General features: G+C 55.3%; 14 protein-coding genes. 3 read left to right on the top strand and 11 right to left on the bottom strand.

Translation table 11 applies throughout. The features are described from left to right. Positions 1-51: 51 nt before the first annotated feature. Positions 52-639, top strand: coding sequence for a hypothetical protein (locus FTO74_RS08825; RefSeq protein WP_162537812.1), 588 nt, complete (start codon positions 52-54; stop codon positions 637-639). 44 nt (positions 640-683) lie between these two features. Then, a complete protein-coding gene (gene hemQ, locus FTO74_RS08820) occupies positions 684-1,526 on the top strand; it encodes a hydrogen peroxide-dependent heme synthase (protein WP_162537811.1) in 843 nt (280 codons plus the stop codon). Positions 1,527-1,598: 72 nt separating this feature from the next. On the opposite strand, the gene FTO74_RS08815 is transcribed toward hemQ, so the two are convergent. The 7 genes from FTO74_RS08815 to FTO74_RS08785 all read right to left on the bottom strand — a co-directional run bounded on the left by FTO74_RS08815 (position 1,599) and on the right by FTO74_RS08785 (position 9,652). After that, complete coding sequence (locus tag FTO74_RS08815) at positions 1,599-2,153, bottom strand: ankyrin repeat domain-containing protein (protein ID WP_162537810.1); 555 nt, start codon at positions 2,151-2,153, stop codon at positions 1,599-1,601. Then, positions 2,150-2,647, bottom strand: a complete 498-nt coding sequence (locus FTO74_RS08810; RefSeq protein WP_162537809.1) for an ankyrin repeat domain-containing protein — start codon at positions 2,645-2,647, stop codon at positions 2,150-2,152. Before FTO74_RS08810 ends, FTO74_RS08815 begins: the two co-directional genes overlap by 4 nt. Before the next feature lie 17 nt (positions 2,648-2,664). Next, on the bottom strand, positions 2,665-4,191 hold the full coding sequence (locus FTO74_RS08805) for a catalase (RefSeq protein WP_162537808.1): 1,527 nt from the start codon (positions 4,189-4,191) through the stop codon (positions 2,665-2,667). 125 nt (positions 4,192-4,316) lie between these two features. Next, a complete protein-coding gene (locus tag FTO74_RS08800) occupies positions 4,317-5,207 on the bottom strand; it encodes a LysR family transcriptional regulator (protein ID WP_162537807.1) in 891 nt (296 codons plus the stop codon). Between the two features lie 651 nt (positions 5,208-5,858). Beyond that, positions 5,859-6,902, bottom strand: a complete 1,044-nt coding sequence (locus FTO74_RS08795; RefSeq protein WP_162537806.1) for a hypothetical protein — start codon at positions 6,900-6,902, stop codon at positions 5,859-5,861. Between the two features lie 443 nt (positions 6,903-7,345). Continuing rightward, positions 7,346-8,617: a glycosyltransferase 87 family protein gene (locus FTO74_RS08790; protein ID WP_162537805.1), complete on the bottom strand. Its 1,272-nt coding sequence runs from the start codon at positions 8,615-8,617 to the stop codon at positions 7,346-7,348. A 144-nt stretch (positions 8,618-8,761) separates the two neighbouring features. Then, entirely contained in the window at positions 8,762-9,652 is an 891-nt protein-coding gene (locus tag FTO74_RS08785) for an SDR family oxidoreductase (RefSeq protein WP_162537804.1), read from the bottom strand. A 176-nt stretch (positions 9,653-9,828) separates the two neighbouring features. Here FTO74_RS08785 and FTO74_RS08780 point away from each other — a divergent pair, with 176 nt between their 5' ends. Then, a complete protein-coding gene (locus FTO74_RS08780) occupies positions 9,829-10,794 on the top strand; it encodes an AraC family transcriptional regulator (protein WP_162537803.1) in 966 nt (321 codons plus the stop codon). 123 nt (positions 10,795-10,917) lie between these two features. Here the strand turns inward: FTO74_RS08780 and FTO74_RS08775 are convergent, their stop codons facing one another. From FTO74_RS08775 to FTO74_RS08760, 4 genes are read right to left on the bottom strand one after another with little or no spacing between them, the layout of a single operon-like run. Further along, the gene (locus FTO74_RS08775; RefSeq protein ID WP_162537802.1) at positions 10,918-12,177 is read right to left on the bottom strand and encodes an MFS transporter; all 1,260 of its coding nucleotides are present in this window, start codon (positions 12,175-12,177) and stop codon (positions 10,918-10,920) included. Further along, positions 12,174-12,503 (bottom strand): hypothetical protein, encoded by a 330-nt coding sequence (locus tag FTO74_RS08770; protein WP_162537801.1) that lies wholly within the window; start codon positions 12,501-12,503, stop codon positions 12,174-12,176. The genes FTO74_RS08775 and FTO74_RS08770 overlap by 4 nt, the downstream gene beginning before the upstream one ends. Positions 12,504-12,505: 2 nt before the next feature. After that, a complete protein-coding gene (locus FTO74_RS08765) occupies positions 12,506-13,069 on the bottom strand; it encodes an isochorismatase family protein (protein WP_162537800.1) in 564 nt (187 codons plus the stop codon). Positions 13,070-13,126: 57 nt separating this feature from the next. Beyond that, complete coding sequence (locus tag FTO74_RS08760; protein WP_162537799.1) at positions 13,127-13,579, bottom strand: MarR family transcriptional regulator; 453 nt, start codon at positions 13,577-13,579, stop codon at positions 13,127-13,129. Between the last annotated feature and the right edge of the window lie 45 nt (positions 13,580-13,624).

The raw sequence follows: 13,624 nt of genomic DNA, 5'->3' as shown, positions 1-13,624 counted from the left end.
CCTCTACTGAAATGCGCAGAAGATATTTACTGAAGGTAGGGCTCAACGACGATGCAACGAAGCATCAAGTACACCGCACTACTGTTCCTCATGCTCATCTTGTCGGCAACGGGTCTAGCTCAGCAGATTCTGCAAAGAGGGCCGCTCGGCAAACCACTTCAGGTTCTGGATGAGACGCAGCAGTGGACCACTCCCCTGCTCGTGGCCTCTGACGCCGACGTCGAGATGTACATTCCAGATGTCTCCAGTCCGGAGTGGTTGAAGCAAAACTACCCGGTCTTTCAAGACAAGGGACAGTATGTGATCTCGATGTTCACCTTCTACAGAACTCCCGATGCCTGCCGTGCCAATCAGATTGGGTGGGGCCTGAGTGACGCAGTGCATCTCGATGCCTGCATCGACATTGGCTATCGACTTCGGCAGGCGCTGGTCGATACGCACCTGAAGACCGTCACGCTGATGATGGCGGCGATGATCGGGCAGGATGGCCAGCTAATGCCGGACTCCTTGCAGACCCAACCGGTGTCGCGCACGTGGGCGGATCTCGATGCGAATAGCCGGACGGCGCTGGAAAAGACGAGTGCCATCGTAGCCAAGCAGATGGAGCTGTACGACCAGAGAATACAAGGCACTCCCTAGAACCTTTATGATTGAGTCAGGATTGTCTCCGGGGAGGAATTACATTGTCCGATTTGCCGAGCGTACCGCTCACTCTTGAAGGTTCGAGCGTTCTACATCAGATGTTCCACTTTGACTGGACCGCATGGAAGGCGCTTCCCGTCGAGGAGCAGCAAAAGATCGAGGCCGAGGCTGCCGCCGTTCTGGCCCGCTGGGAGCAAGGTTCTGTACAGGGGCATCCGAACCAGTCCGGTGTGTTTTCTCAGCTTGGGCATAAGGGCGACCTCATGCTGATTCACTTTAGGGACTCGTTTGCGGAACTGAACCGGATTGAGCTTGAGTTGGCGCAGACGCGGTTGAGCGACTATCTCAAGCTCTCGCACTCGTACCTTTCGATGGTGGAACTGGGACTCTACGAGTCCTCTGCCAAGACCTATGCGGCGTTGGCCGAAAAGGGCTTGCAGCCCGGCACACCGGAGTGGAACTCTGGCGCTCGCGAGGTGACCGAACGTCAGGCCAATGCGCTGGATCAACGACTGCATCCTGCAGTTCCACCTGCGAAGTACCTCTGCTTCTACCCCATGGATCGAAAGCGCGGCGAGCAGGTGAACTGGTACACCGAGCCGATGGCGGACCGTCAGCACATGATGCACGAGCACGGCCTGATCGGCCGCCGTTATGCAGATTCTGTGCGTCAGGTCATCACCGGCTCGATCGGCTTCGACGACTGGGAGTGGGGTGTGGATCTCTTCTCCGATGATCCGCTGGTCTTCAAGAAGCTGATCTACGAGATGCGCTTCGATCGCGTGAGCGCCGTTTATGCATCCTTCGGACAGTTCTTTATGGGAGTAAAGCTGCCCGCCGCGAATCTGGGAGCGTGGCTCCGCGGCCAGCTCATCGAGCCATAATAAGTTGATTTATGGTAAAAGCGCCCTCTTAGTCTTGTAAGACTAAGAGGGCGCTTTTATTTCCCAACTTACTTAATGCTGCAGCAATGCAAGTATCTCTGGATCGCTGGTCTGTTCTGCCAGATAAGTAGCATCAAACCCGCGCTTATCTTTCAGTGTTATATCCGCCCTGCTGGCGATCAGGAGCTTGATGATGGATTTTCTGCCGAACTGAACCGCGTACATCAGGCTCGTAGCTCCATTCGCATCCGCGGCATTGATATTGGCGCGATGGTCCAGTAGAAGCTTTACACACTGCTCGTCGCCCTGAAAAGACGCGCCCATCAATGCGGTGCGGCCCATAGGGTCTCTGGCATCAACCGCCGCACCGTGGCTCAGAAGCATCTCTGCAACAGCGGGGCTCTGGTTGTAAGTTGCAAGGATGAGAGGAGTGTAGCCTCGGTCGTCATGTTGATTAATGTCAACCTTCGCGTCGATCAGCGACTGCGCTTGTACTGCGTTGTTCGTGCGCGCGGCGGCAAAGATATCAGGCGATTGGCCCTGCGTCGCGGGTACACAGAGAGCCAGAAAAAATATTGCGCTCCATAGCTTACATTTCATTCTTCTACCTCCATCGCCAGTAGTCATCCAGAAATTTTGTTTTCTCTTAGAACCTTAATTACCGAAAGCCTTCCGAACATGACGGCATACATCATGCTGGTGAGGCCTTTTGCATCTTTGGCATCAGCTCTGGCTCCGTTACTCAGCAGGAGTTGCGCTTCTCTCTCATCTCCCTTGAAAGCCACTCCCATAAGTGCCGTTCTGCCCGAATGGTCTTTCTTCTCCGTATCGGCATGGTGCTTAAGCAATAGCTGGGCGACCTCGTAACTCCCGTCATAAGTCGCAAGAATAAGCGGCGTATAGCCCTTGTCGTCTTGCTGATTAATGTCAGCACCGGAGTCGATCAGAGCTGCCGCCAGTGTTACATCGTTCGCGCGCGCAGCGGTGAATAGATCCTTGGCCTCGGCCTGAACAAAAGTGGTAGTGGCGATCCATAACAGCGACAACACAAGTATTTTTTTCATGGCATCAGAACTTTGAAGATATTGAGTGCAGCCCTTGCTCAGGGCTGCACCCAGCATCAGTAATTGATTGTTTGTTAGAGTTGCGCGGCGCGTTCAGTTACCTTTTGCAAATCCAGATTCAGCCCCTTGGCAAGACGAGTTCCATACTCGGAATCGGCCTTATAGAAGTGGCTAACCATCTCGACGACAATCGCACGGTCACGTACACCGGACAGATCGCCCACCAGGTTGGTGATGAGATCGTCCTGATCCTGCTTGCTGAGCGAGCGGTAGAGATCGCCAGCCTGACGGTAGTTATCCGGATTGGCGATCTTCTTTTGCTGGATCGCACCGGTTACTGCAATCGGCGCTACATCAAACTTCGCATTGTCCGCGATGGTGGTTGCAGCATGATTGGGCTGATAGTTGATCCCGCCATGCGTCTGCCGCGCATCCATCGGCCCATTCTGGTTGTAGCTATTGACCGCTGACACTGGACGATTGATCGGCAACTGCTGGAAGTTTGGTCCGACGCGATATCGCTGCGTATCGAGGTAAGCAAAGAGTCGGCCCTGAAGCATACGATCCGGCGAAGCCTCGATACCCGGCACTAGATTTCCCGGTGCGAAGGCAGCCTGCTCCGTCTCCTGAAAGTAGTTATCCGGCATCTTGTTAAGCGTCATTTTACCGATCTTCATTGATGGCACAACGTTCTCTGGCCAGATCTTCGTGTCATCGAACGGATTGAAGTCAAACTTAGATAGCTCCTCAGGAGTTACGATCTGAACGCTAAGTTCCCAGGAAGGATAGTTGCCCTTGCCTACCTGCTCGTACATATCATCCGTTGCAACCTGATAGTTCTTGACCAGAACCTCGGCGTTGGTGCGTGGCGTAATATTTTCCACTCCCTGCAGCGAGGTCCACTTGTACTTTACGTATATGACTTTTCCGTTGGCGTTGACCCACTCAAAAGCGTGTACTCCAAATCCATTCATCTGGCGGTAGTTCGCTGGAGTTCCCAAATTGGAGTAGACGTAAGTCAACATATTTGTGGACTCAGGAGCCAGAGAGAGGAAGTCGAACATTCGGTTCGGGTCCTGCCGATTGGTAACAGGCGACGGTTTCAGCGCGTGTACAAAGTCTGGGAACTTGATGGCATCACGAATGAAAAAGACCGGAAGGTTGTTGCCAACGATATCGTAGTTTCCCTCCTGCGTGTAGAACTTTACGGCAAAGCCGCGCGGGTCACGCAGAGTCTCAGGCGAACCCATGGAGTTCATCACGGTCGAGAAGCGCACGAAGAGCGGCGTCTCCTTGCCCTTCGCATTCAGGAACTCGGCCTTCGTGTACTGCGAAAAGTCTCCATAGCTGACGAAGACGCCGTGAATCCCTACACCTCGTGCGTGCACAACCCGCTCGGGAATACGCTCGCGATCAAATGCGGAGAGCTTTTCGATGGCGTGAATGTCCTGGAGAAGTTGAGGTCCGTCCGGACCAGCCGTCTGGGTATTCTGATTGTCCCCGACGGGGGCTCCGGCGTTTGTGGTGAGCTGCTTCTGTTGCTGTTGCGCAAAGAGAAGGCCTCCACCCAGGAATAGAGCGGCTACTATCGGTACTTTCATCAATCTCTCCATGTATGCACGGCGATGAACGCCGCATCTCCACCCTATCGGGTGAGCGCATCAGGAGGTAGCCGACTCGACCTATGCCATGTATAGAGATTTCTTATAAGTAAAAATACGGCGAATTACATCGCTTTCGATCTCTCGGAGGCTACAGAACGCAGCCATTTTATAAAAGCACTCAGAGGCTTGAAAGTGGCATTCGTCTTCAACCTTGCATAACCGATGCGGCGAAACTGCGGCTTGGGCAATGGGCTGATCGTGCAATGCGCGGCGTGGGAGGCAGCCATCAGAGGTGCGATCGTAACCCCTGCCCCTGCTGCGACAAGAGGAAAGATTGAGCCGAAGTGATCGGACTCAAATACCGGCGCCATCTCCGCACTGTTACGCTTGCAGGCCGTGAGCATGTTCTCGCGAAAGCAATGCCCTTCCTTGAGCAGCATGAGCCGTTCGCCGGAGAGATCGAAGTTGCGCGTCTCCTGCGGAGAGATGAGCCTGTGATTCTCAGGCGTTACCAGCACCAGCGGATCGTGCATGAGTTCGCTGCACACGATATCCGGGTCTCGCAGTGGAAGGCTTACGACGATGAGATCGAGGTCAGTTGTGCGCAGCTTCTGCACCAGGCTGCTTGTGATGTCTTCTGTAAGGATGACGTCGACCTCAGGATATTGGCGGGAGAATTCGGGAAGATGCGGAGCGACCAGATAAGGCAACACGGTTGGGATCACGCCAATCCGCAGAGGCCCGCGAATATCTGTTTCAAGCTGGCGGACCTGCGCAGAGGCTCGCTTCGATTGCTTTAGGATCTCCTGCGCGTACGGATAAAGCACCGTGCCTGCATGAGTCAGTCGAATAACGCGGCTCTGGCGCACAAACAACTCTGCGCCCAACGATTGTTCCAATCGACGGATCTGCTGCGAGAGCGAGGGCTGTGCGATGCCCTCTCGTTCTGCGGCCTTGGTAAAGCTACCCGTTTCTACGACTGCGCAGAAGTAACGAAGTTGATGGATTTCCATTCTTATTCTGATGATAAACCCGGCCGGAGATCAATTGAGGCGCTTGCAGATACCCTTCACGCGTTTATGGGAATGTCGTCTCGACCGGGAAGGCACGGCCACTAGCTGCATATACGAGACACAGAAGCTTGCGCGGTTTGATGCCCCGGAGGTTGTTGCGTAATCTTGCAGTACTTGCGATGTAACCACCGCGATGTGTGCCAAGGCTTTTTACAGGGAAAGGACGTATACGATGGCAATCCGTTATTCGATCAAAGGCCGGACGAACCCTCGTCATACTGCCTGGCTTAGAGAATCCGCCGGCTCACCTGCTGTTGGGACCCGACGCGCTGGAGTACGTAGGCAAGGATCTGGACTCCCTGCACTCCGAGTTCGCGGCGTGGGAGACCGTAACCAGATCGACCAACTTCGACTAGACTTTCTCTACTAAAAAGCCCATTCAGCCTTAGGCCGAATAGGTAGACTTCGGATATATTTGAAAGATATCGTCAGCCTTCGGTTGTCGATCTCGGGCCTCTCTCGGTGCTTCGCCAAAAAGACAGCCGGGAGAGGCTTTATTCGTTCCTCCCTCCAAATCACAAAACAAAACCTTCCCAACCTCATAAAAGACCGCCAGGAAGGCTTTGCTTGTGTCATAACGGCCCAATCGTCCTAAGGCTTCACCTTGTATACGAGCAGACCCGCGCCATCAATGTCGGTCTTGGGATGAATGACGAAGAAGATCCCGGCCTGCGGCACCAGGAGCGCCGTCTTACCACCGTTCGTCGGAATCCGCGCCACTTCGGTATAGCTGTCGGGAGTGTCCTGGTGATAGATGCTCAATCCCTGGCTTCCACTTACGTATAGCAGCTTCGCTGCTGCATCCCAGTTCATGTCGTCATTGTTCTCAACCATTGAGAGCTGTTGAACGATCTTGCCCTCAGGATTGAAGACATAGAGCTGCCCGGGTTTACGCCCACCCACAAAGATGCGGTGCAACTTCGAATCCACGATCAGAGCGGTATTCCTGTTCATATCGAGAGCTGTCCAAGTCGTGATGAGCTTGCGCGTGGAGAGATCGTATACCCCAACCTGCTTCTTATCGCGGATATTGACGTAAAGCCGATTGGCGCTGCGATCGATCCCTATCGCCTCAACATTATTCCCATCTACATCGAAGTCACCGATGAGCTTTCCCTGGTCCACCGAGAAAATCGAGATCTTAGAGGTCTCCATCTTTGCGGATACGCCTCCGTTGCCGATGTAATAAAGGCGATTCTCCTTGTCGTAATATGCGGCGTCCGGCGAGTCGCCCTTGCCCGTCGCTGAACCATCCACAAGCTGGATGCGATCCAGTCGATGAAAGTCCTCGCCCGATATCAGGACGAGAGAAGAATCGCCTCCATCGCAGATCATCAACTCATCCTTTTCGGGGGAAAAGGCGATGGAGTGCGGAGTCTTAAATCCGCCAATGCTCTGCAGATGTTTTCCAGTCATCAGGTCGAACATCTCAACAGAGTGATGAACCTCCGCTGTTACGAATAGATGCTTGCGCTTGAGGTCAACGGTAAGATGATCGAAGTCGCCCACAATCTCGGGCAACTCTGTCTGAGAGACAAGCGTGATGGGTGACTTCATATCCGCTGCTCGAGCGGGAAGCGTGGGCAGGCATGTCGTCAGCGCCAGCGCAGCATAAATCGACTTACGAATAAACATCTTTTTCCTCTCTTATTTAATTTCGAGAACGATCTGCACCATCTCAAAATTCTGATTTCAGTCAAGCGATCAACTTCCCTGCCATGAACAAATTTCATGGCAGTCGATGTACTGTTGCGGAAGAATCGCCTATTGGAAACTGCAAGACTTCAAGCCTTCCCTCGTCATCGAGCGGCTTGAAATCAATTTCAACGATTGAACCTTTGGTTTACCTTTAGATAACTCCGCAAGCCATCCAAATTAAAGCCACAGCAACGCAAATTTCATGGAAGCGTAAAGAACTAATAGATATCTAGATATCGGACCCGGTAGCTTAGCGAGCAATCCGCTGAATTAGTCCCCAACGGTGACTCAACCTGCGAGATATCTCTTCCGCGCCGCAGCAATCCAGCAGGCACAGGTCGTCGAGTCTTCGATAAGAAGACACATCCACCAGGTGAAAACTATTTGGTTGCGGCTGCGGAGGGAGGTGCGGAGTCACGGCTTGCGAGGACAAGAACGATCATTCCGACGATCGCCCATGTGTCATAGGCGAACAAAAGGTTCTTCCATAGAGGGGCAAGAAGAAAAGCTGGCAGGTGCGAAGAGTAGCTCCTGAGAAGGGCCTCACCAGGCACGAGAAAACATACCGACAACAGAAGAAGAAGGCGCGCCTGTCCACTTTCCTTGCCCTTGGCCAAAGCCCATAAAACCGCGAAGATCACAAAGCCCGCGCAATAGTTGCGCTGATAAACAGGAAGCAATGCGATCAGGCAAAGTGACGAAATTGCAGCCCAGTCGAGCCGCTGCAAAGGAATGAACTTCCATGCCCACCAGGCAAACAGGATCGCCGTGATGCCATAGGCAAAAAGATTCGTGAGCAGAAAACTACGCGTCATCCCATACAAAGGGACTTCCAGATTCAGCAGATCGAAGCGAGAGTCCGCCAAAGTGTAGTAACTGGCGACTCCATGAGGACCAAACAGATAATGAACATTGCTGCTATACACCTCTTTCCAACCTGGGACAGCGTGCAGCTTCCAGTAGGAAAAGATGGCTGCGGCTCCGGTAACGGAGATGCACCAGGCTAGTTCCGTCCAGCAGCAGAAAAACAGGAGCAGCGCGGCAGCAGGCGCACCGATCGTCGGCTTGAAACACAGAGCCAGAGCCACGAGGATACCGGCAATCGCGGGGCTGCTTCGAATTGACAGGAGAGCATGAGCCGCAAGGATAAAACCGAGAATGCTCAAATTGGCCGTGGCCATTCCAGCGTGAATCGGAGAGAACGCCAAGCCATAGGCGAGTAGCAATAGCCTCAAGTCCTTGCCCGGGAGTAGCCTGCCCAGGCGAAGAAGCAGGGCGATATACAGGGTGGCGCAAAGCACGGTATAGAGGACGACCGCCACATGCCACGGCAGTGCGCAAAAGGGGGCCATCCAGACCAAAGTAAGGGGAGGATATACCGGGCTGGAATCCGACTGGTTCAGTTGAACGGACAGCGGCGCTCCCAGCGTATGCCAAAGATTCAAAAAGCCTTCTTGTGGATACGGGTTCACCCCATGCCAAAACCGCCATCCCGCGACATAAGGCGAGGCAAAATCCGTGCCCATATGGTAGATAGCCCTGTATGGCCCGCGAAAGCAAAAAAAGAGCGCCGCGCAGGCTGTTACAAGCCACAAAAACATCTGCCGTCTGGAGCGATGGACCTCGGTCGATAACATGGCGATTCCGTCCATACTATCTGAATCTCACCCAGTTTATCGTTATCTTCAGGCAAGCCCTTCGGTGTACAGATGAATTGCTCCAAGCCACATCGCAGCCCTGTTTTCATCTGGCGCACCGGCGCTCTACGGGTAACCGCCGGTGCGCCGTCAGCCGACTCAGGCTTGCGTGTAGTCCATACCGTCCAGGTCGGCGATCAGGCCCGGCCCGGTTGGCTTCCAGTTCAGCTTCTGTTGCGTGATAGCGCTCGAGGACGGCATATCATGCCCGGCGAAGCGGCCAAGCCAGCCGAAGTGTGCCTCAGCCTCCTCGGGCTTGATGCTGACCACCGGCACTTTTAGTCCCCGGCCATGCGCTTCGACGATGGCCTTCATGGTCACGCCCTCCTCGTCCACCGCATGGTAGATCGCGCCCGGCTCTGCCCTCTCAAATGCCAGACGGTACAAGCGTGCCACATCGGAGACGTGCGCCGCGGGCCAGCGATTGCTGCCGTCGCCGATATATGCCGAGACTCCCTTTTCGCGGGCCACGGCAAGGAGATAGGGCACCAGCCCTTGCTTGCGTGTGTCGTGAACCTGCGGTAACCGCACCACTGAGGTGTTCACGCCGCGCGCCGTCAACTTCTTCACTGCCGCCTCCGAAGCCGCACGCGGGTTCCATGCAGCAGTCGGGCCGTCCTCCGTCGATGCCTTGCCGTTCTCGTTAGCTGCGATCGCCGTGCCTGAGGTCACGACGAACGGCCGGTTCGAGCCCAGCAGTACCTCCCCCATCGCGATGATCGCATTGCGATCATCTGCAGCGTTCTTCTCAAACTGGGAGAAGTCATGGTTGAAGGCCAGGTGGATCACGCCATCGGAATCGGCTGCGCCCTTGCGCAGGCTGTCGAGGTCCTCGATATTTCCATGCAGCACCTCGGCTCCCACCGCACGTAGTTTTTCAGCACCGACGTCCGAGCGCGTCAGCCCCAGTACGCTATGCCCCGCTTTGATTAGCTCCGGCACAAGCTCCGACCCAATAAAACCGGGCGCTCCAGTTATAAAGATACGCATAACAATCTCTCCTTTAGATCTCAAGAACACGCGGCCTATCTGCGCCGACGATCAATAGATGGATCTCAACATCCGGACGATCTATACTAAAAGTCCGCATGATCGGCTCAATCGTCTTGTCTCCCCCAAAATCCGAGACTCAGTTCTTGCAGCCAGGTCTGGCGTCTACTCTCCGTATGGATCCTCTCTCCGAGGTTCTGGCCCTGCTCAAGCCTCAGAGCTTAACCTCCGGCGGCTTTATGGTGCCGGGCGATATGGCCATTTACTTCCCGAAGCATCAGGGCATCAAGTGCTACGCCATGCTCGCCGGCCAATGCTGGCTGGTGGTCGAAGGCGTGCCCGAGCCTGTGTTACTCCAGGCCGGGGACTGTTTCCTGCTCCCGCGCGGACTTCCCTTCCGGCTCACCACGGATCTCTCGCTCGAACCGGTCCACTACACACTCGCGTGGGGCTACCTCAGCAAAGGCAAGGACGTCCCGGTGGTCCCCGAAGGTGCCCGATACATCGCAGGAGGCTTCTTCGGGTTCACAGGAAGCCACGCCGAGATGCTTCTGAGCTCGCTGCCGTCCATCGTCCACATCCGCCGCGAGTCGGACAAGGCCGCCATGCGCTGGTCGCTCGAGCGCCTTCGCGAGGAGCTTCGGGACCCACAACCCGGTGGTTCGCTGATTGCGCAACAACTCGCCTACATGATGCTTATCCAAGCCCTGCGCCTGCATCTGGCTGACGCCGCCAGCGCCGGTCGAGGCTGGCTTTCTGCACTGTCTGACAAGCACATGAGCATCGCCATCATTAGCATGCACAACGACCCAGGATATCCCTGGACGCTGCAATCGCTGGCCGAACGTGTCGGCGTGTCGCGCTCGGTCTTCGCACTACGCTTCCGCGAGACCGTCGGCACCACTCCCATGGAGTACCTCACCCGCTGGCGCATGCTTCTGGCTGCCGACCGGCTGAAGAACTCCTCAGACGGCCTCTCCGCTATCGCTCAGTCGCTCGGCTACGAGTCTGAGAGCGCCTTCGGTAAGGCCTTCCGCCGCATTATGGGCTGCTCTCCAAGACAGTACGCTCGGCCGGGTGTGCTGCGCGCTATTTCTGCGAAGCAAGGCCCTGAAGAGCACGAAATTGTTGTAACCGGATAGAAGACTCTATGCGTTGCGAAGGTCGATTTGTCTTCGTAATACACTCATTGTCGGCAGGCGATCACTGACGATAAACCGATGTCACAGTTTCAATCCCCCCGTGGGGGGAGGAGATCGCATCACTCAAGTGCGACTGCCGAGACGCCATCGAGGCAAGTCAGCATCGTTCAATCCGCTTCGTCTGGTCAGGACATATATCGCAACCAGGGCCGCGGCAAACCCCGATGACGCACCTACGCCAAGTGCCCACCGGGGACCGAAACGGTTTGCCACCCAACCCACAATCGGAGCACCTATCGGCGTACCTCCAAGCGCGACGGCGAGGCGCAGGGCCATGACTCGGCCGCGCATGGCAGGCTCTGTCGTGAGCTGCATCATACTGTTGGTCGCGTTGGTAAGTGTCAGGGCCGCAACACCAATGACCACAAGAGCAGCGGCGAACCACCAGTAACCGGGCGCCAGCGCAGCCAGGGTGCATCCGATTCCGAAGACCACTGAGCCGACAAATAATGAGCCGAACTTCGGCTTGGCACGACCTGCTGCGATCAACGCTCCAGAGATGGTACCAATAGCCATGATGGAGGACAGCAATCCGAAGCCTCGTGCATCGGTGTGGAAGACTTTGACAGCCATCGTCGAAGTAAAGATCGGAAAGTTGAGTCCGAAGGTCCCGATCAGAAACAGCATGACCAGGATCGCTCGGAGATCCTGACGACCCCAGACATAGCGGAATCCTTCTAGAAAACCTCCGCCACTGCGTCGGGCTCTTGTGTTTGGATACAGCTCGGAAACGCGGAACATCGACATCGAGATCAAGACCGCAGCGAATGACAGGCCATTGATCGCAAACGCCCACCCAGTTCCCACCTTCGCTATGAGCAGACCAGCAACTGCAGGACCGATCATACGGCCAGCATTGAAGGATGTAGAGTTCAGCGCCACTGCATTATGGAGGTGCTCGTCGCCCACCAACTCGGCCACGAAAGTCTGGCGCACGGGAGCATCCAATGCGGCCGCCGAGCCAAACAAAAATGCAAATACATAGACCTGCCAAAGACGGATGTTGCCCGCGATCGTAAGGACTCCCAGAGCCAGGGCCAACACTCCCATCGTCGCTTGGGTGACCATCAGGAGCTTGCGCTGGTTGAGATGATCCGCGGCAAACCCGGTCCAAGGCAACAAAAGAAGCTGCGGTGCAAACTGCAACGCCATAACGATCCCAACAGCGGAGGCATCATGATGTGTGAGCTGCGTAAGGACGAGCCAGTCCTGAGCAACACGTTGCATCCATGTCCCGATGTTAGAGACCAGAGCGCCCGCTGACCACACACGAAAATTGAAGATGCTCAAAGCGCGGAAAGCACTCGCCGCTGGATTCTTCATGAACGTTCCGGAGAATTGCCTCCGTGAAACTGGCCGAAATGCCGTGCTGAGAACAGGCCAATCAGCATTGCGCCAACCGCAAGAGCAAGAACGTCCCTTATTGATCTCAGTTCAAAGTTGCCAACGTGCACCACGAGAAGATAGCCGACAATGGCGTTGAAGAAGCCCCATAGAACGTTCACTGTAGACGAGGAAAGCCCTTCGCCGGAAGGCTTTGCGAAGGGAGATTGGAAGGGCCGTCCCATCATGCCGCTGACAAGATGCGGAATGGCGTTGGCCAGAAATAATCCCCCCAAGAAGTACGACACAAGATGAAGCCTGTTCATGGTTATAAGCTCCTCGTCGCCAGCAGGTTAAGAATGTCGTTGGTTGAGCCTGTTTCTCCGAGTCGGGGGAAAACACTTGCAAGACTGTACTCGTGCGCTTCGGAGCGCGAATCGGTCATGGCATCGAGGGCAAGCGTTACATTGAAGCCTGCCTCATAGGCCTGGCGAGCCGTGGCTTCGACGCCGGTTCCGGTCGCCACTCCAGTGACAATGACCTGCGTTACCCCGTTGGCCTTCAATTGCGCTTCTAGATCTGTACTCGCAAACGCGCCCCACGTCCGCTTCGTCACCACGATATCGCTGGCCTGGCGATTCAGCTCCGGAATCAGATCGCTGAATCCCTCGGGTAGCGTCGAGAAACGGCGCGGCTGCTCCGTCCGACCTGGTGCGCCTCCAGCGACATTGACCAGAACGACCGGGAGATTGCGCTGACGAAAGGCATCAAGCAAAGCGCAGGTTCGCTCAATGACTCCAGCAACCGGATGGATAAAGGGTAAGTTGATAATGCCTTTCTGGAGATCAACGACAATAAGGGCGGTCTTTGGATCAAGCGTTGTGACTGGCATTAGGTTCTTCTCCTCGGATGGATCTAAATGAGAGTTAAGCGGTTGTACTCGAAGACATCAGTCTTCAATAAGGCGCGCGAGCAGGTCGACGGCAGAAGCAAGCCTCTCCTGTTCCTGGGAAGAGAGCTTCTTCTGGATTGTGGTTGTGAGCCAATCCTGCCTTGCGGCGCGACCATCCCTGAGTAACTTCTGGCATTTTCGGGAGAGTGACATCAAGGTCTGTCGTCTATCGTTCGGGTCCGGCGAGCCGTTCACCAATCCGGCTTCCAGCAACGATGTGATGATGGTGCTCATCGACTGAGGGCGCATTCCCTCAGCTCGGGCCAGGCTCGACACCGCCGCGGGACCGTCTCTCTCGATACGAAGCAGAACGGAGACTTGCGAAGGCGTCAAATCGTTCTGCCCACCTTGTTCACGCAGCTTTCGCTTGAGCTTGCCAAAGAGTGCCCGAAGCTCTGCTGCAAGTGCAGAGGCGCGCCCAGCTTGAGAAGGATTCACCCGATCATTCATAGAACCAGTATGACATGTATACAGTTTATCTGTACAGTTAGACTG

This window comes from Granulicella sp. WH15 (genome assembly GCF_009914315.1).
Taxonomy (GTDB): Bacteria; Acidobacteriota; Terriglobia; order Terriglobales; family Acidobacteriaceae; genus Edaphobacter.
Note: the sequence above shows the minus strand (reverse complement) of the source record. Positions and strands in the feature narration are given on the sequence as shown.

Excerpts from the sequence above, each read along its gene's own strand:
- FTO74_RS08775 (WP_162537802.1), bottom strand. The coding sequence starts at position 12,177 with ATGAAGAATCCAGCGGCGAGTGCTTTCCGCGCTTTGAGCATCTTCAAT.
- FTO74_RS08785 (WP_162537804.1), bottom strand. The coding sequence starts at position 9,652 with ATGCGTATCTTTATAACTGGAGCGCCCGGTTTTATTGGGTCGGAGCTT.
- FTO74_RS08770 (WP_162537801.1), bottom strand. The coding sequence starts at position 12,503 with ATGAACAGGCTTCATCTTGTGTCGTACTTCTTGGGGGGATTATTTCTG.
- FTO74_RS08795 (WP_162537806.1), bottom strand. The coding sequence starts at position 6,902 with ATGTTTATTCGTAAGTCGATTTATGCTGCGCTGGCGCTGACGACATGC.
- FTO74_RS08810 (WP_162537809.1), bottom strand. The coding sequence starts at position 2,647 with ATGCTGGGTGCAGCCCTGAGCAAGGGCTGCACTCAATATCTTCAAAGT.
- FTO74_RS08780 (WP_162537803.1), top strand. The coding sequence starts at position 9,829 with ATGGATCCTCTCTCCGAGGTTCTGGCCCTGCTCAAGCCTCAGAGCTTA.
- FTO74_RS08825 (WP_162537812.1), top strand. The coding sequence starts at position 52 with ATGCAACGAAGCATCAAGTACACCGCACTACTGTTCCTCATGCTCATC.
- FTO74_RS08790 (WP_162537805.1), bottom strand. The coding sequence starts at position 8,617 with ATGGACGGAATCGCCATGTTATCGACCGAGGTCCATCGCTCCAGACGG.
- FTO74_RS08760 (WP_162537799.1), bottom strand. The coding sequence starts at position 13,579 with ATGAATGATCGGGTGAATCCTTCTCAAGCTGGGCGCGCCTCTGCACTT.
- FTO74_RS08765 (WP_162537800.1), bottom strand. The coding sequence starts at position 13,069 with ATGCCAGTCACAACGCTTGATCCAAAGACCGCCCTTATTGTCGTTGAT.
- FTO74_RS08815 (WP_162537810.1), bottom strand. The coding sequence starts at position 2,153 with ATGACTACTGGCGATGGAGGTAGAAGAATGAAATGTAAGCTATGGAGC.
- FTO74_RS08800 (WP_162537807.1), bottom strand. The coding sequence starts at position 5,207 with ATGGAAATCCATCAACTTCGTTACTTCTGCGCAGTCGTAGAAACGGGT.
- FTO74_RS08805 (WP_162537808.1), bottom strand. The coding sequence starts at position 4,191 with ATGAAAGTACCGATAGTAGCCGCTCTATTCCTGGGTGGAGGCCTTCTC.